The 17,837-nt window shown below is 57.4% G+C and carries 11 protein-coding genes; 4 read left to right on the top strand and 7 right to left on the bottom strand.

The features are described 5' to 3' along the window. Nucleotides 1–8: 8 nt before the first annotated feature. Complete coding sequence (locus HY962_12510) at nucleotides 9–3,359, bottom strand: hypothetical protein (GenBank protein MBI5647743.1); 3,351 nt, start codon at nucleotides 3,357–3,359, stop codon at nucleotides 9–11. A gap of 988 nt (nucleotides 3,360–4,347) precedes the next feature. On the opposite strand from HY962_12510, the gene HY962_12505 reads away from it, so the two are divergent. After that, nucleotides 4,348–5,733, top strand: coding sequence for a hypothetical protein (locus HY962_12505; GenBank protein MBI5647742.1), 1,386 nt, complete (start codon nucleotides 4,348–4,350; stop codon nucleotides 5,731–5,733). A gap of 183 nt (nucleotides 5,734–5,916) precedes the next feature. On the opposite strand, the gene HY962_12500 is transcribed toward HY962_12505, so the two are convergent. Continuing rightward, complete coding sequence (locus HY962_12500; GenBank protein MBI5647741.1) at nucleotides 5,917–6,498, bottom strand: hypothetical protein; 582 nt, start codon at nucleotides 6,496–6,498, stop codon at nucleotides 5,917–5,919. Between the two features lie 793 nt (nucleotides 6,499–7,291). Here HY962_12500 and HY962_12495 point away from each other — a divergent pair. Together HY962_12495 and HY962_12490 are read left to right on the top strand one after the other, a co-directional pair. After that, nucleotides 7,292–7,747, top strand: a complete 456-nt coding sequence (locus HY962_12495) for a transposase (protein MBI5647740.1) — start codon at nucleotides 7,292–7,294, stop codon at nucleotides 7,745–7,747. A gap of 760 nt (nucleotides 7,748–8,507) precedes the next feature. Next, nucleotides 8,508–10,130 carry a T9SS type A sorting domain-containing protein gene (locus HY962_12490; GenBank protein MBI5647739.1) on the top strand — a complete coding sequence of 541 codons (1,623 nt, stop codon included), beginning with the start codon at nucleotides 8,508–8,510 and terminating at the stop codon, nucleotides 10,128–10,130. A gap of 286 nt (nucleotides 10,131–10,416) precedes the next feature. Here the strand turns inward: HY962_12490 and HY962_12485 are convergent, their stop codons facing one another. The 4 genes from HY962_12485 to HY962_12470 all read right to left on the bottom strand — a co-directional run bounded on the left by HY962_12485 (nucleotide 10,417) and on the right by HY962_12470 (nucleotide 15,193). Then, nucleotides 10,417–11,289, bottom strand: coding sequence for a hypothetical protein (locus tag HY962_12485; protein ID MBI5647738.1), 873 nt, complete (start codon nucleotides 11,287–11,289; stop codon nucleotides 10,417–10,419). Nucleotides 11,290–11,314: 25 nt separating this feature from the next. After that, entirely contained in the window at nucleotides 11,315–11,770 is a 456-nt protein-coding gene (locus tag HY962_12480) for an ATP-binding protein (GenBank protein MBI5647737.1), read from the bottom strand. Between the two features lie 31 nt (nucleotides 11,771–11,801). Continuing rightward, a complete protein-coding gene (locus tag HY962_12475; protein ID MBI5647736.1) occupies nucleotides 11,802–12,140 on the bottom strand; it encodes an STAS domain-containing protein in 339 nt (112 codons plus the stop codon). A 1,523-nt stretch (nucleotides 12,141–13,663) separates the two neighbouring features. Then, nucleotides 13,664–15,193, bottom strand: coding sequence for a hypothetical protein (locus HY962_12470; GenBank protein ID MBI5647735.1), 1,530 nt, complete (start codon nucleotides 15,191–15,193; stop codon nucleotides 13,664–13,666). 248 nt (nucleotides 15,194–15,441) lie between these two features. Between HY962_12470 and HY962_12465 the strand changes: the two genes are divergently transcribed. After that, on the top strand, nucleotides 15,442–15,699 hold the full coding sequence (locus HY962_12465; GenBank protein MBI5647734.1) for a type II toxin-antitoxin system HicB family antitoxin: 258 nt from the start codon (nucleotides 15,442–15,444) through the stop codon (nucleotides 15,697–15,699). Between the two features lie 1,078 nt (nucleotides 15,700–16,777). Here HY962_12465 and HY962_12460 read toward each other — a convergent pair. Beyond that, the gene (locus HY962_12460) at nucleotides 16,778–17,653 is read right to left on the bottom strand and encodes an alpha/beta hydrolase (GenBank protein MBI5647733.1); all 876 of its coding nucleotides are present in this window, start codon (nucleotides 17,651–17,653) and stop codon (nucleotides 16,778–16,780) included. Nucleotides 17,654–17,837: the final 184 nt, after the last annotated feature.

The raw sequence follows: 17,837 nt of genomic DNA, 5'->3' as shown, positions 1-17,837 counted from the left end.
CCCGCGGGTCAGTCGAGTATCAACAGACGTACGAGCGTTGTGCCGGCGGCCTCGAGTCTCATGTGGTAGATGCCGCGCGGAAGCTGCTCGGCTTTGAGAGTTGCCGTGTGTGCGCCCGCTTCGAGCTGCACCGCATCGAACAGGCGTACTACCTCGCGGCCCAATGTTTCATGCAGTGTGACGGTTGCGCGGCCGGCGTCGGGCATCACGAGCCGCACGGTGGCCTGTGTCGACACGGGATGGGGGTACACCTGCAACGAAGGATGTGCGGGCAGCGCCATGTTGTCGTCGATTTCCACAACGGGCGAGAGCACTTCCGCTCCGTCGATGTCGATCTGCCGCAACCGGTACGCCGCTCGGCCCAACACGGGCGCCGTGTCGTCGAAACTGTAGGCGCCGCGCCCGGCAGCGGACGACGGCACAAATCCGAGCGTACGCCACTCCGCATCGGTGCGGCGCTCAATCGCGAAGCCCGCGCTATGACGTTCACCGGCGGTTGACCACCGCAGTGTGACAATCCCGCCTCGGGGATGAGCGGAGAGACTCAGGAATTCTACGGGCAGCGGAGACAAGGCATCGCCGACGCTGAATGTGCCCGTGTACATCACGCCGGTTGCGGTGCTTGTGTAGGGATCGGATCCGGCCGCGGAACCGGGCTGCGAGGCGGGAGTCCAGAAGTTGCCGTTATGCCTGCTGATATATGCGCGGCTGCGGTCGAACAAGGGCAGCTCGTCGTTCGCATTCCACTGCAGGACGAGTGTGATGTTTGATCCGCCCAGATGCGCCTCGGCGATGTGCCAGCTCAGGTTCACCGCGTGATCCGCGAGTGCGGCGCCGGCCATACCGCGCGCGCGCGCAGCGGCCTCGACACGCACCGAGAGTGCGTCCGCCGTGCCGCTGTTTGTGATGACCACGGGGGTGTACTTCATGGCCGCGGGACCGACGGGAAACAGGATGCCGCCCGTGCGCGCACCCGCGCCCACAGCGTTCTGACGCAGTTTGCCCGTGTCGTTCGTGACGATGAGGTTCGACGAGTTGGCGCCGGTGATCGATCCGCTCGAACCGATGGTGAGGTCCGCGCCATTCAGCACGATGCTGCCGGATTGCAGCGCGAGCGTCCCTGCGACGGTCATCGGCAGGGAGAGTATCATCGGCTGACTGTTGGCGATGGAAAGACTGCCGAGTGTCACCGCCGGGATATTCTCCGGTGACACTGTTCCCGAAGGAATGGTCACATGTGTACCTGTGCCGGGCACGGCGCAGGGTACGTCCCAATTTCCTCGTGTGCCCCAGTCGCTGTTCACCGCTCCGGTCCACACCAGCGATTGATTCGATGGATTGTCGACGGTGATGCGCACCGTGTCCGTTGCGCCGCAGCCGTTGGCATCCGTCACCGCCACGTGATAGGTGGTGCTTGTGAGTGGTGATGCGACGGGCGTCTCGGCCGTCGCGTCGTTGAGTCCGGCGGACGGTGTCCACACATACGTAAACGGCGGTGTTCCACCCACGGGGGGTCCGCCGATCACCGTGGTCGTGTTGTAACAGATCGTGCGATCCATTCCCGCATCCACGGTCAATGCGCTGCCCACGCTCACACGTATCGAATCAGCGGCGCTGCAGCCGTGGGCGTCGGTAACAAGGAGGCGGTAGGTGGTCGACACAGAGGGTGACGCGGCGGGATTCGCAACCGAGGCCGAGCTGAGCCCCGCGGATGGAGTCCATACATACGTGTACGGTGGTGTGCCCGCGCTCGCGCTCGGTGCGCCGCCGATGGTCAGCGCGATACCGTGGCAGTAGGTGCCGTCGAATCCCGCATCGGCCAGCGGCGGCAGCGACGGACTCACAAGCACGCTGTCGTAGGCCCGGAAGCCGTTGGCATCGGTCACCTGCACATGATACAGCGTCTCGAGCGACGGATTGGCCTGCGGCTGCGCAACGCTTGTGCCGGAGAGTCCGGTCGAGGGCCACCAGTAGTACGTATACGGTGGCAGGCCGCTTGTAGCAGCGTTGCCGATGGTGACCGGCGTGCCCGCGCAGGTGTAGCGGTCGGCGCCCGCGTTGACGTCGGGGACGGACTGTGTGATTTTGCACGAGGCGCTGTTCGCGCGCGAGGTGAGCAGCGTGGCCACACGTGTATGGAAACGCAGCTCCGTGCCCATACTCGTGAGATGGCAATAACTCATGATGGTGCCGTGTATGGGATTGGTGCCCGAATAGCAGGTGCCCTCGGCGTTGTAACACGAGTCGACGGCCGGATTCCACGAACAACTGTGTGTGTGCGGCGACCCCACTCCATGCCCGAGTTCATGGGCGCAGACGTCGAGATCCCAGATATAGCCGGAGTACGGATACGAGAAGCCGCCGTTGACTCCTGCCACGGAATACCCGTTTTGATTGTTGCAGAGGACGTTGACCCATGCCAGTCCGCCTATGCCCGATCCGTGCAGCAACTGCACTGCCGCGCGCGGCCGCGATGCATGATTCGCGAGCCAGTAGCGGCGGACCTGTGTCAGAAGACTGTCGGCCGAGGGACCGGGGTACGGTCCGTTCGACGTCCACACATTCATGTACGAGATATACCACACAATGCCCGCGTCCTGTCGATAGATGTCGCTTACCGCGCCGTAGATGGCGATGGCATAGGAGCTGGCGCCGCTTGTGCTCGAACCGTTCAACTGGTAATAGTTGTAGTCGCACTCCACCGCGAGATTGAGGCGGATCGCCGAACCCTGTGTGCTGTTGCCGCCCTTGCGCATCGAGGCGGGCTCCTGCGGAAGCAGCAGGCGCAGTTCCTCCGCACGATACTCGGGCAACTGTTCCGCGTGACATTGCGGCGGGGGGCCGGGCGCCCGGAGATTCTGTTCGGGTGTCACCGCGCAGAGCCTGCTCCGCGGACCGGTAGGCGCGTACACGGCGCGTGATCCATCGGCGCGCCGCACATACCCGAACACGGCGTGGCGGAAAACCGCGAGGTACACGTGTGAACCGGGTTCACCGTCGATTTCTCCGGTGAGGAGAATGTGTCGTTCGGGTGTGAAAGAATCAGCATTATTGATCCGTAATTCCGCGTTTCCTGCAAGCAGGGTGAAGCGCTCGGCGTGGACACGTGCAACGCGGCCGTCGGCGAGTGGAACGTCGGGAATGATTAGATGTGTGCCGGGTTCGGGATTCCATCTGTCGAAGGCTGTTGTATCGATGCGGAAGAAACGGCTGGTCTGAAGACCCGATCCGTCCGCAGGCGCGGCGCTCGGCACGAAGAGCCCGGGCGCCACCACACCGCCATCACCATCGATCCGAAGCGGGGCAGCGGATACGACACACGTGTACAACACGGGCAGAAGCGTGATGAGGATTCGCACCGGTGATCCCGCTCGGTGGAAAAAGTACTTTCCGTCACATTGTTGCTTCATGAACGTCTCTCTGCTGTGTTGTCCCTGCGACACGAGATCGCAGTCTCTGATTAGCCACAAAGTAGTCCCATCCCTTCCCGGCTTCAATCACGAAAATTCACGGATTTGAAATTTTTTTCGCGAAAACGAGTGCGCGGGAAACTTAAAATACACTTGTGCGCCACGAGTATTCTCGGTACACTGTCATGTACGGACACACATTGAGGAGAATGCCATGTCGTCCTCTCACGGGAGGTACCTCGCTCCGATTTCTGTTATTTGTGCTATTCTCTCCCTCAGCGCGAATGCCCAGGTGGTGACGAATCTTGTCGCAGGTGTCCCGCCGCCAACAATCGAAATCGTCAGCATCGCGGTGCAAGATTCGAACATGTACGTCGCGACCGGAAGCCGAAAGGTTATCCATTCTTCGGATTTCGGCGCGAGCTGGAATATGGTACTGGACTCCATATATCAACTCGCTTCAGTGGTAGCTGTGGATTCGTATCTCGTCATCGGTATCAGAGACAGTCCTTCGGGAGGAGGAATCATTCTCAGGACACGGCACGACGGGCAATGGAATACGGTTCCCACGGATATGCCGAAAAATTCGATCTACAAAATCCTCGTTTCAGGTCCACTCATGTATTCGGCCACCTCGCTCGGTGTGTTTGTGTCGCGCGATGGCGGATTGCATTGGAATTGCATTTCATATGGCTTTGTGGGGCTTGGCGTAAACGCTTTGTTCCTATCCGATTCAGTCATAGTCGCCGGACAACCGAAACACCTGTATCGAAGTACTGATGCGGGGTCCACTTGGAGCGAGATGGTCTCGATGAAGGAGGATAACAGATCGTTTTCGTTCGCGACGACTGGGGGAGTAATATTTGCCGGCCATCCCGCTGGAGGAGTATTTCGGTCAATTGATGCGGGTTTATCATGGAATATAGTCGTGGATGCGATGAGCATTCCAACTGTGAATTTCATCCACGCGTCAGGTGATACTCTGATTGTTGGCAGTGAATCCAACGGGTTGTATCGCAGCACGGACATCGGTCGTACATGGACGACGTTTAATGCAGGCCTTCCGCCATTCCCCAATGTGAGAGCACTTCTGCAGACACCTCGCGGACTCCTCCTCGGATTGGAACAAGAAGGATTGTACACCAGTACGGATAGAAGAACGTGGAAAGCCACAGATTCGTCACTCGCCGACATCCAGGTGCTTACGTACTGTCTGATCGATTCCATCGTGCATGCGGGTCTGTCGAACGGCGCGCTCCTGACCTCCACTGATCGTGGAAACAACTGGCTTCGAACGCCCACACCTTGGAGCGGTCGTATCACATCGCTCGCCGCACAAGGTCCGAATCTGTTTGCCAGCGTGTGGGACGAGGGCATCTACCTGTCTACCGACGGTGGGCGATCCTGGCCAGTACAGAATCCGGCACTCTCGTCATCGCGCATCCACTCGCTGGTGGCGGTGGACAGCGACGTGGCCGGGGCCAGAGTGTTTGCGGGAACGGAGGAAGCATCGTACATGAGCAGCGACGGTGGAACAACATGGTACGAATCCTCCCTCCCCGTTCACCGCATCACCGGAACGGCCCGATCACAGCTCGGACTGTTTGCCGGAGCACACGAGGGGAAGATTTTTCGATCCGTTGACAGAGGCAGCACGTGGTCGCAGATTTGCACTGCAGAGCATAAGATCCGCGCAATCACTGCAACGAGGAATACAATTGCGTCCTGCGGCGATGGCGGATTCTACGCACTCAACCAGTTCACTCTTCGCGGACAGCGGTGGGAAGGTGGCGCAGAAGTCCCATGGTCTGCCGGCCGCGCCGTCGGATTTTCCTCCATCGGAATGTACTACGGGGGAGTGGCCGGATTTTGGTACAGTTCCTTCCACGACACATCAGCGGCGTCGTGGCTCAAGTGGTCGATCGTGTTACCATTTGCACGGACGACAGTGAGCGCATTTATTTCACTCGACAGCGTGCTTCTGATCGGAACGAACGGCGGCATCCTTCGATGCAACCTCGACCGCCTGATCGTCGGCGTCGAAGAACCTCATCCAGTCTCTGACACTCCCACGATACTGGAATTGTATCCCCATCCCGTTCACGAACGCGCCAGTGTTGCGTTCCAGCTTGAGCACGATACACCTGTCGAACTATTCCTGCTCGACCAGGCGGGACGGCACATATCGCTCCTATCGTCCTCCATGTATCCCCGTGGCCGGCATGTGGTACCATTGGACGCCGAGTTCCTCGCGCGCGGTTTGTACATCTGCATTCTCTCCACCCCGACGCACCAGTTCACTCGATTGTTCGTGCTTCGCTGAGTTTTCGGCCTCATCCAGCACACGGACCAGTACACGTGGGATACACGGCCGCGTTGCGCTGCGGAAACATGAAACCACTCTCGCTAACGGCAGCGATGTACAGGCAGTCGACCCGCATCGCACATGTGTTATTGCCGCTCCGCTTCGGCGCGCCGATTCGATGCACAAGCTCCCGCATACGTCTCACTCATCGTCCAGGCGGGCCGGGTTTGTGTTCTTCCCAACGTGCCGTGCTCGCCTCTCGCCAGACTCCTTATTGAGCCCCGTGAGTATGCGCGCAACAGATTTCCGCACCGGTCCCGAAAGTGTGTCGAGGTAACGGTCCTGGCTCAGGAAAACGATCTCGCGCGACAGCGCGGGATGCCGCCGCGCGACTGACACAAGCAGCATCAGCGCATTGATACGCACGGAGGGCTGCGCCTGTATGTTCTGCCACAGGGTGACACAGAGGTCGAACGCATCCCCCTCGTGTCGGCCTCTCAGAGTCACGCGCTGGAGTAACTTGAGCAGCTCGCGTTGATGGCCGTCCTTTTTGCCCGGCACTGCGGCGATGATACGTCCGATATGTTTGCGCAGACGCGGGTCGTCAGTGCGAATGCAGTCCACCAGCAGCCACGCCGCGCGCCACGACAACGGCTGTGTGTCGCCCAGCGCCAGTTCCACTGCCTCACGAAACGCCCCCGGATGCGTCTCCATATACACGATCATGTCGCGTTTGTACGCATGCGTAAGGATGTATTCCAGGCCCTCTCTTTCTGATTCCATAGGAGAATATCGCAAAGGGGTAAAGAGGTAAAGAGGTGAAGGGGGAAAGAGGTGAAGGGGGAAAGGGGTAAAGTAGCAAAGTTGCACAACTTCTACCGCCCTACCGATCTACCATCTACCATCACCATCTACCGACTATCATCGGCTGCGCCGTCACACTCGTGTGAGGATACAGGATGAAGGAGTCAGGAGACAGACCGTGATTCAATACACTCCTGCCTCCTGTCTCCTGTCTCCTCACGCGGACAGAGTAGACCAATCTACACAAGGAGTGTGAGGATACAGGATGAAGGAGTCAGGAGACAGACCGTGATTCGATACACTCCTGTCTCCTGTATCCTGTCTCCTCACGCGGATAGAGTAGACCAAGCTACCATCTACCAACTACCTGCTACCATCTACCTAGCTCTCCGCCGTGAGGCGTGGGGAACGGCCCATCATCGAATCGCAGAGAGCCCGCGAAGCGGGCGGCATTCACCAACCCACGCCGTGAGGCGTGGGGAACGGCCCGGCATCGAATCGCAGAGAGCCCGCGAAGCGGGCGACATTCACCAACCCACGCCGTGAGGCGTGGGGAACGGCCTGGCATCGAATCGCAGAGAGCCCGCGAAGCGGGCGACATTCACCAACCCACGCCGTGAGGCGTGGGAAACGGCCTGGCATCGAATCGCAGAGAGCCCGCGAAGCGGGCGGCATTCCAGGACACTGAACCACGGGAACAAATTTTCGCTTGGGGAGTACAAGGAATAGATCCACATCGTTGGATCAATCGGTCCATCAACGGGAGGAAAACATGTCTCATTCTCATTCAAAGATCATTCTGCATGCGACGTACAGAACAAAGAATCGCCACACCCGGATTCCTGATGCCCTACATGAGGAACTCTGGGCCTATACACACGGTATCCTCACGCATGTGGACTGTCCAGCCCTCCAGATTGGCGGTGTCGACGATCACCTCCATCTCTGTCTGCGTCTCGGAAGAACGATCTCGACAGGCGATCTCATCTGCAAAGTGAAAGCGAATACGTCACGGTGGTTGAAGGCCAAGGGTCTTCGTGGCTTTGGCTGGAGTACGGGGTACGGAATATTCAGCATATCACAATCGCACGTCGAAAGAGTTGTCCAGTACATCCGCCGGCAACGTGAACATCATCGGACGATGACATTCAAGGAGGAGTACCTCGAATTGCTCCGACAGAATGAACTCGCGTTTGATGCTTTCACACTCCGTGAATTGGACCTCTGAATGTCGCCCCTCCGGGGCTCTTGGGTTCTCCTCACGCGCCGCATTCCCACGCCTCACGGCGTGGGTTAGTGAATGTCGCCCCCCCGGGGCTTTTGGGTTCTCCTCACGCGTCGCTCTCCCACGCCTCACGGCGTGGGTTGGTGAATGTCGCCCCTCCGGGGCTCGTGGGTTCTCCTCACGCATCGCTCTCCCACGCCTCACGGCGTGGGTTGGTGAATGTCGCCCCTCCGGGGCTCGTGGAATGCAGAAAGTAGCAAAGTGGGAAAGTAGATCAAGTTACCCGGTGTCTCCTCACGCGGATAGAGTAGACCAATCTATACAAGGAGTGAAAGGACACAGGATGAAGGAGTCAGGAGTCAGACCGTGATTCAATACACTCCTGCCTCCTGTCTCCTGTCTCCTCACGCGGACAGAGCAGACCAACCTACAAAGGGAGTGTGAGGATACAGGATGAAGGAGGCAGGAGACACCAGGCAGGATCAACTCCTGTCTCCTGTCTCCTGTCTCCTCACGCGGACAGAGTAGACCAAACTACCCTCTACTCATCTACCAACTACTATCTACCTAAATACCATCTACCCAATCCCGTTGTACCCACATTTTCCCTTGCAATAGTTGCGTGACAGCGATAAATTATCGTGTCCTTCCATCAGACACGATTCCCAGACCGCCATGAAATGTGGCGTGTCCCCTCCCGAAGCACCTGTGCACTCGCAGCCGTCGTGTCGCGTGGACTTTTTGCACATACAGGAGGTGGGTTATGAAACATCGATACAATTCACGTGTGGTCACCGCGCTTGTTGTATGCGCGGCAAGTATTCTGTGTTCCTTTTTTGGGCCGGTGCTATCGGCACAGACACCGCAGTTCTCCATCTCGGAAACCGGTACGGCCAGCACCAATTCCTTTCCCTGGTCGTCAACCAACATACCGATTCAGTTATTGATCCGCCCCGGGCAGATCAACGGAGCGTACAAGGGAAAAATCACCGCCATTTACATGAAACGCGGCTCTGCAAACAGTTCGGGCACGACGCTGCCTTCCTTGAACATCCGTATGTCACAACCCGCGACCTACGATTTCAACGCGTCATTTCTCACCTACACCACCGGACCAACTGTCTACAGCGGTCTGGCTACCATCCCAGCGGGAGCGGTCAATCAGTGGTTCCGCATCACACTTCCTGCGCCCGTGCTCTACGATCCCGCGCTCCCGCTGCTCGTCCGCATCTGCAACACGTCGATCACCGGTGGTTTTTCCGCACGCACGTATCTGAATTCCTCCGGACCCTATCACAGGATCTACAACACGAATCCGCTCGGAAGCGGCTGTTCCTCGCCCAACGGCTATGGCATCGACCGCTATCTGTATCCATTCGGAGTGGACGAGATGCCCGCCTGTGAGGTGCCCGCCGGAATGCTCACGGTGGATCTCACGGATGGCGTGGGTTCCCCCGTCGCGTTTGCACACATTCCGGGAACAGTGTACGCGAGCGTGTATCTCGGGTATCCGACAGGCGCATCAAATGTGTCTGTGAAGGCGGATTTCTTCCGCATCGGCAACTCGACCGCCTTCCCGGATTATTCCACCACGGTCAACACAGCGAAACTCGACAATGTGGATCTTCACGCGCTTCTTCCGCTGTCGATCCCTCCCACGCTGATGGCGGGATATTACCGCGTCAAATTCACGGTGAACTCGATCAACACCTGTGCGGAGTATGGCGACACCGAACTTCCCGAGAAGGCGTTTATGCTCCTGAATGCGGGATCCGAACCCTGTTACGTCTGGCCTGGCGAAACGAATCATGACGGCGTGGTGAATTACGGAGACCGTCGCGCGCTCAACATGTATATAAGCAACGCCAATCTCAATCCCATCTGGCTGAACGGTCCGAGCCGCTACCGCGCGGATGCCGCGGCGAATCCCCTGACGTATTATACATGGGAGGCGCAACCCGCGGTGCCGTGGCAGACGCCTGATGGTTGCCATATGGACTGTGACGGCAATGGTGTGGTGAACAATTTTGATTATATCGCGATGAAGCTGAATTGGATGCGTCGCTATGGCTCTTTGAAAAACGCAGCCACGGCCTTCCTTCCCGGCAGCTTCGATATGGATCAGAACTATCCGAATCCCTTCAATCCTTCCACCACCATACGGTATTCACTTCCCGAGAAGGGATTTGTGACATTGCAGGTGCACGATATGCTGGGCCGTGAAGTTGCGCGGCTTGTGGATGGCGATGTCGATCGTGGTGTTCACACCGCGGTGTTTAACGGCAGCGGGTTGAAGAGTGGCAGCTACCTGGCAAGCATCATGATTGTCGGCAGCGAAAGCGGCACCACATTCTCACGCACCATCAAGTTGCAACTCGATAAGTAAACACGATTCGTCCTGAGTCAAAGAGCGCACAACAGTGCGCTCTTTTTTTTTCACCACCCTCGCACCACCTCACGGCACTCACACAATAGTAGACGTAGCAACTGTATCCCGTCTCCTCACGCGAACAGAGTAAACCAATCTACGCAAGGAGTGTGAGGATACAGGATGAAGGAGTCAGGAGACAGGCCGTGATTCGATACACTCCTGTCTCCTGTATCCAGTCTCCTCACGCGGATAGTGTCGACCCATCTACCCTCTACCCATCTACCCTCTACCAATCTCCCCGCTACGTTCCACTCTCCGCATGTTCCGCGAGAAAGTCCTTCATCCGCTGGCGACGTTTCCAATCAATGGACCACGAATCAGAACAGAGAAGCGCAGCTCGATACGCGGCTGCGGCACGCAGCGGCTGATCCATCGCTTCGTAGGTCAGCCCGAGTTCGTAATGATGCCGCAACATGCCCGGATCGCTGCGGATGGCAGACTTCAAATGACGCACCGAGAGTTCGAAACTCCCTTTCGGTAAACCGCCCAGAAACACATCCGCCAGTTTTCTTTCCACCCACCCCACGTCCGCCACTTCGCGATGCCAGGTTCCGTAGATGGTATGCGCAATGACGTTGGCCTGATCGATCGCGAGCGCACGGTCAAGGGCGTCCCGTATCTGATACGTCATTTTCACCTTCTGCTTTCCGCCCGCGAACATCGCGAGGCTGCCGAGCGCAGCCGCGTGTAATGCATGTGCATTCGCGTTACGCGGATCGCTCCGCACTGCCTCTTCTGCATACTCGATCGACCGGTGGAAGGCCGCCTCGGCCTTGTCTCCCTCGAGCGCGTCACCTTCGTTGATGTACGAATTGGAAAGCCGCCACAACACCTCTGCGCTGCGTGGGTACACGCGCCGGGCTTCCATCAGCGTCGCGCGTGTCTGCTTCCAGTTGCAGGAGCGAAATAACGAGTCCGCAAGCTGCTGATATGACTCGAGCGAACGGTCGGGACCCGCGGCGGACGCGTCGACACGCAGTGACACACTCAGCAAACCCAGGACGATGAATCCAAGGGCGGCTTTCTGAATATTGTGCTTACACCTGCTTTGTGCTGTGGAAGCCGCGTCCAGCAGCCCTCGTTCAGACGTGTCATTGCAACGGAGACCTTTCATGCGTGATACCATGCTCGTCGGGCGCCTAATGGCTGGTAGCGTGGGCAATGTGCAGCTCGACCGTGTTCCATCCCTCATTGTACGTATGCCTCATCCCATCCGCAAAACTGTGTACGAGATGCAGGCCGTAGCCCCGGCTGCCTGCTTCCTGCAGTGATGTTGGCTGTATGTATCCATCCGTTCCGGCCGCGTCGAATTGTACACCGTCGTCGCGTATCCGAAGCACGGTTGCGTGTGATGTAAAATCACAGGAGATCGATACCGTATGTGTATCTTCGTCGAGGTACCCGTGGTCGATAATGTTTGACATGAGTTCGTTGAGGCAGAAATCCAGCCGGCCTGTCGCATCCGCCGGAACACCGTAACGCCTGCATGTTTCATGTAGCCACAACGTGGCCTCGCGCAACACCGCATGGTCGCCGCGGCGACACAGCAGTGCGACTCCCGTGGTCACGTCCAGTGACACGTGTGTCTCAACCATTCCGCGATGAGTAATTTCGTCCGCGCATCAATTATTGAAACTGCGCAGCGAGGTCCGTCCCTTCATCAAGAACGGGCACAAGTGTGTCGATCGAGCTGCTCGACAGCACCTTTCGTACGAGCGGCTGTGGATTGAGCAGCACAAGCTTCCCCCTTCGGCGCTGCACACCCTGGGCTGCGCGGACAAGAAGACCGAGTCCGATCGAGGCCAGGTACTCGACACCGCCGAGGTCCAGCACTATCCGCGCTTCATCCGTGGTGCTCGTATACGCGGTCAACCGCGTCTCAATCTGACCCGATCCTTCGATATCCAGCCGCCCGGTTAAAGTGATGTGAGTGAACGCCGGGGTTTCTTCGACACGAATTTCCATGAGTAGTCCAATGATGCTTGAAGGCAATCGAATGTATCCGTCGAGAGTTTCCGCGTTAAGCGGACTCCGACGTTGTGATGATCAACATTGAAAAAATAACCGCGCACCCGCGAGGCGGCAATACACTTCGGCGCACCCTTGTCGATTTCACGATTTTCTAACACACTCTCGCTGCGTCTGGAGTGGCCCGGCATCGAATCGCAGAGAGCCCGCGAAGCGGGCGGGACTTTCACCCTCACCCCGGCCCTCTCCCGTTCCGGGAGAGGGCGACTGATCTATTCTGGGCAGTGTTTTACTCGTGTTCCGTGGTGGTGTCGGGCGACCGCCGGTCGCCCCTGTCGGATGTCATTCATGACTCACGCACACGCCGCATGGATCGCGGAGAGAATCGGGCCGCTGTGTCGTTTTATCGTCTGATCGTCTAATCGTCTGATCGTCTAATCGTCTGATCGTCTATTCGTCTGATCGTCTATTCGTCTGATCGTCTGATCATCTGATCATCTGATCGTCGAAAGTGTCCGGGGAGCCCGCGAAGCGGGCGACATTCACCAACCCACGCCGTGAGGCGTGGGGAACCGCCCGGCATCGAATCGCAGAGAGCCCGCGAAGCGGGCGGCATTCACCAACCCACGCCGTGAGGCGTGGGGAACGGCCCGGCATCGAAGCGCAGAGAGCCCGCGAAGCGGGCGGCATTCACCAACCCACACCGTGAGGCGTGGGGAACGGCCCGGCATCGAATCACAGAGAGCCCGCGAAGCGGGCGGCATTCACCAACCCACGCCATGAGGCGTGGGGAACCGCCCAGCATCGAATCGCAGAGAGCCCGCGAAGCGGGCGGCATTCACCAACCCACACCGTCAGGTGTGGGGAACGGCCCGGCACCGAATCGCAGAGAGCCCGCGAAGCGGGCGGCATTCCGGGACACTGCGTCACATGAACAAATCTTCCGTTGGGGAGTCAACTCCGTGAACTCGACCTTTGAATGTCGCCCCTCCGGGGCTCTTGGGTTCTCCTCACGCGTCGCATTCCCACGCCTCACGGCGTGGGTTGGTGAATGTCGCCCCTCCGGGGCTCAGTGGAATGCAGAAAGTAGCAAAGTGGGAAGGTAGATCAAGTTCCCCGGTGTCTCCTCACGCGAACAGAGTACATCAATCTACACGAGGAGTGTGCGGATGCAGGATGAAGGAGTCAGGAGACAGACCGCGACTCGATCACCTCCTGTCTCCTGTATCCTGTCTCCTCACGCGGATAGAGTAGACCAATCTACACAAGGAGTGTGAGGATACAGGATGAAGGACTCAGGAGACAGACCGTGAATCGATACACTCCTGTCTCCTGTATCCCGCCTCCTCACGCGGATTGAGTAGACCAATCTACACAAGGAGTGAAAGGACACAGGATGAAGGAGTCAGGAGTCAGACCGCGATTCGATACACTCCTGTCTCCTGTATCCTGTCTCCTCACGCGGATTTAGTAGACCAATCTACCAATCTACCCATCTACCAACTACCATCTACCTCCTCCTACCTCACCAACTTCCGCACGACAATTCCCTCCGCGGTCACGGCACGGAGAAAGAGAATCCGTCGTGTATCACCCGGCGGAAAATTCAACGCCAGCCGACGCGTTCCGGGGGTGCAGTACTCATCGAACAGAAGCATCACGGACGTGCCAAACACGTCAAACACTTCCAGACGCACCGGCCCCGCGTGCTCGAGCCGCAGCACCACGGTCATATTATCACCACCCGGTTGCGGCAACACGGTGAGTGTGGGTGCGGCCGGCGCAACATGTGTTTCCGTCGCGATGGACGTCGCTCCGACTTTCTGTATCGTGAGAGGGATACGCACAAGATCACGCCGGAATCCCCAACCGCCGGGCGTGTGATTGTCCATGTTCTGCATGAAGTATATATACGCGGTGGAATCGGCGCTCGTAAAACTCACGTCCGGCGCGTCGTGATCGATCAGTGAGGGATATGCCTCCTGGGTAATATTCCGTGCCGCCTGATCGGGCGTCTGTGTGTTGCAGGGCGACCATCCAAGCACGGTTTTCCGGATCAATTGCGGGGGCGACCACTGGAGAAGGTCACTCGAACGCGAGAGGAATACACCACAGGTTTCCACGCCGGACACGGGAAACACCCCCGCGCCCACCAGCACGAACTGCTGCAGATATGAGTTCCATGTCAGACTACCCCGGAGGTCGCGTAAGGTCTGCGGACTCACAAACGCCGGAAGGTAGGCGCTGGAATCCGCAGGCGGTTGTGTATAGGGATTGACAAGCGGAATCGAGAATGCCGCGCCGTCCCACAACCGCCATGATGCGGGACGAGTGATGTCGTCGGTCCGCATGATACACGTGCCGCGTCTGCTCTGATCGGTGTTGGACAGAAGCCCGAACATCATGCAGTAATAATAGCCGTCATGCCGTACGATATTGCTCGGTTCCATGTATCCGTGCGGCGGCGGAGCGCCCCGTCGCGACGCGTCGGGATTCCATTTGAAGGGCAGCATCGCAACCAGATGTCCCGGACTCGCGGGCTGCGTGAAGGTCCTCCCCGCGTCGGTGGATACGGCGTAACTGATGAAGTTGTACCAGCAGGGATTCGACGGATCGGTCACACCCGGCCGGCATCGTGCCGAATATGGATCGTGATATTCGTTGTGCACCAGCGCGTGAATCGTAACACCATCCTCGCTGTACACCGAGGTGATCCACTCCTGATGATCAAACGCCGTGACGTCCCACTTGTCACCGGAAACAAACACGGGTGTGCAGTTCCTGCGCAACGAGCGGAAGTCCGGACCGAACATGGCGTAGTTGCTCGGCGCGTTGCCCGATATCAGCAGCAGTCCGTCGGGGGTGCGTATCGGATGCGCGTACACATCCGGCAGATCGAGCTGCGTGCAGTGATCGGTCGTATAGGTAAACACCTTTTCCTCGGCGCCCGTCTGAAGCAGTATCGGCCCCGTCCAGCTCTGCGCCGACACACGCTGTACCGCGACACACAGCACAAGCGCCACACAAAAACGGAGTACATGTCTGTTCATATCAAAACACTCCTCAAAGTGAACATCACGCCCCTGGGGGCAGCACGATCATTATCCGGGAATATCGGGATTCTCGAAGTCAGAATCTTCTAGTGGTGAAGATCGACCTGCAGCAGATTCGCCTGTAAGATGTAATCCAGCGCGAAAGCATGTATCGACCGGATGAAAAATGGAGTGACTTGACCTGTGATCTGTTCTTGCTCATATTTCTAGTGCGTTGGATGGCCGCCTGCGCCTGGGGAAATCGTTTGAAAACAACCGCACATGGAGTCGCTATGCTGGAGTATAAAGGATACAGGGGAAAAGTCGAGTACCTAGACGACGCTCATATCTACCACGGAGTGATCCTCGGCATAAGCGACGTAGTAACTTTCCAGTGCACAAATGCAGAAGAGATGGAAGTTGCTTTTCATGAATCGATTGATGATTACCTCGCATTTTGCGAAGAACAAGGCGAAGATCCGAATCTCGTAAGAATCGTACCCGTGCCCACTAATAATCCGTGACCAATGCTGCAGCGATCCTCACTCGCTATTGACAGCCGGCTATCATAGCGGGACAACGACGTTGACATACGGGCCCCCTTTACCTCTTTATCCCTTTACCTCTTTACCTCTTCACCCCTTTACCCCTTTACCCTTTTACCCCTTCACCCCTTTACCCCTTCCCCTTTACCCCTTCCCCTTTACCCCTTCACCCCTTTACCCCTTCACCCCTTCACCCCTTCACCCCTTTACCCCTTCACCCCTTTACCCCTTCACCCCTTTACCCCTTTACGCCCTCATCACGCAGCGTCCCAAATGTCGATACGCTGCGGTAGAAATGGTAGTGCGTTGCGTCCACAATGTCGTCTTGCTCCGTCGTGGATGTTGTGACGCTCCGTCCACAATGCTCTGGCGCTGCATCGGAGATATCGTCTTACCGCGTCAAGAGATCGGCTGACCCGCGCATAATATCGGCTCACGCAGGCATAAGATCGTCTTTCTGTTTCGGGAGATACTTTTCATCCGTCCAAATCTATATGACGCACTGACAATGATATATGCGCGTTGTCCCTGGTATGGTATCTCGCTATACCGAAAATGCCAGGGTGAAGTGTCCTCAATGTCCCGAGCGCGCCCCAGGATGTACCGTGTCGGGTGCAATACGTACCGTGCTGAGCCCCTGATGTCGATACGTGACACCTGTGGAGTACATTGGGAAAATGCTGGCGTCGCGACGTGCGCACGCAGGTGTACAGTGGTGAACTCCAGATATCACGAGGCGACACCGTAGGTGTACCGTCTCGACGTGTAGATGTGCGGTCTCGAAGTGTAGATGTGCCGTCTCGAAATGCAGGAGTGCCGTGTCGCGTTCCAGACGTGAGGACTCGGACTCGAAACGTCACGACGCGAACTCGAGACAGCACGTCTCGCGGTCGAGACGTCGCGACTCGAAGTGTAGACGTCGCGACTCGAAGTGTAGACGTCACGACGTGAAGTGTAGACGTCCCCTCTCGAGCTGACGGCGTGGCGACTCGCGTTCCAGATGTGGCGACGTTGTGGCGTGGGTGTCCCGACTTAGCTGTCAGATGTTCTCGTCGGTTCAATAGCCATACAGCACACGAAGCGCTCTCGAATATGTTCCGGGTATCACGGATGAATGCGTTTCGCCTTCAAACATCATAGTTGTGACGTTGAGTCCTGCATACTGCCGGTACTGGAGTCTGTCCTTGAGCTTTGCCCAGCTCGTTACGAGCCACTCGCCTTCCTCGCTTCCTACAGTTACAAATATTCTGGCCGTGAGAGAATCATGAGCCGCACGGTATTCCGCTTCCTGCTTGAACACATAGTCATCATCCCACCAAAGCGCCGCACTCCCGATCAAGTACTTCTGAAACAATTCCGGACGTGTGAAAAGCAGCCAGGCTGTAAAGAGACCTCCTGCTGAATGTCCAAAGATGCCTCTGCTTGTGGTGTCGATCCGATATTCCCGTTCAACAAAAGGGATAAGTTCATCCTGAATAAATGCGAGAAATTTCGGAGCTCCACCGGAAGCGGGAAACAGATCGGCATAATCCTGACCAAATCTTTCGGCGAGCACGTGTTGTGAGAGATGTGTCGGGATGTAATCTCTAGCTCTGTTGTACACGTGCGCCTTCTCATCCCCTTCCCATGATATGCCTATCAGAACCAGTGGCGGAATGTCATTGAACAATCGAAGGAGACGATACGTCTCGACCAGAATGCCAAACTGGTTCCACCCATCAAGAAAATACAGAGCAGGGTATGTATCGGAGGACGACGAATAATTATCGGGCAGGCCAATGAATATCTTGTACTCCATGCCATCGACGGCCTTCGAATGGATTGTTCGGACCTCGGTGCCGCGAAGTTCCACTTGAGGATGCTTCCAACTCTGCGCCCTCACTGTGTGCGCGGTCGGTAGTGCATACACGAGAATGATGATGAGTGTCGGCATTATGTGACGATGCATTGCCTCATCCCCCATGTGCAGGAATATTTAGTGGTATGGCTCTACACCGTTCCTGGGTCAGCAGCGCCGGCAGTACGATGAATCTCGGAAACATGTTCCCTCCTGGTGATTCACGGAAGCGCAACAACACAAACCTACGGGCGATGTTTGCCATACACAAGGAGATGTA

The organism is Ignavibacteriota bacterium (genome assembly GCA_016218045.1).
In the GTDB taxonomy this organism is placed as follows: Bacteria; Bacteroidota; Ignavibacteria; order SZUA-365; family SZUA-365; genus JACRFB01.
The sequence above is the reverse complement of the archived record's forward strand: the minus strand, read 5'-3'. Positions and strand labels throughout refer to the sequence as shown.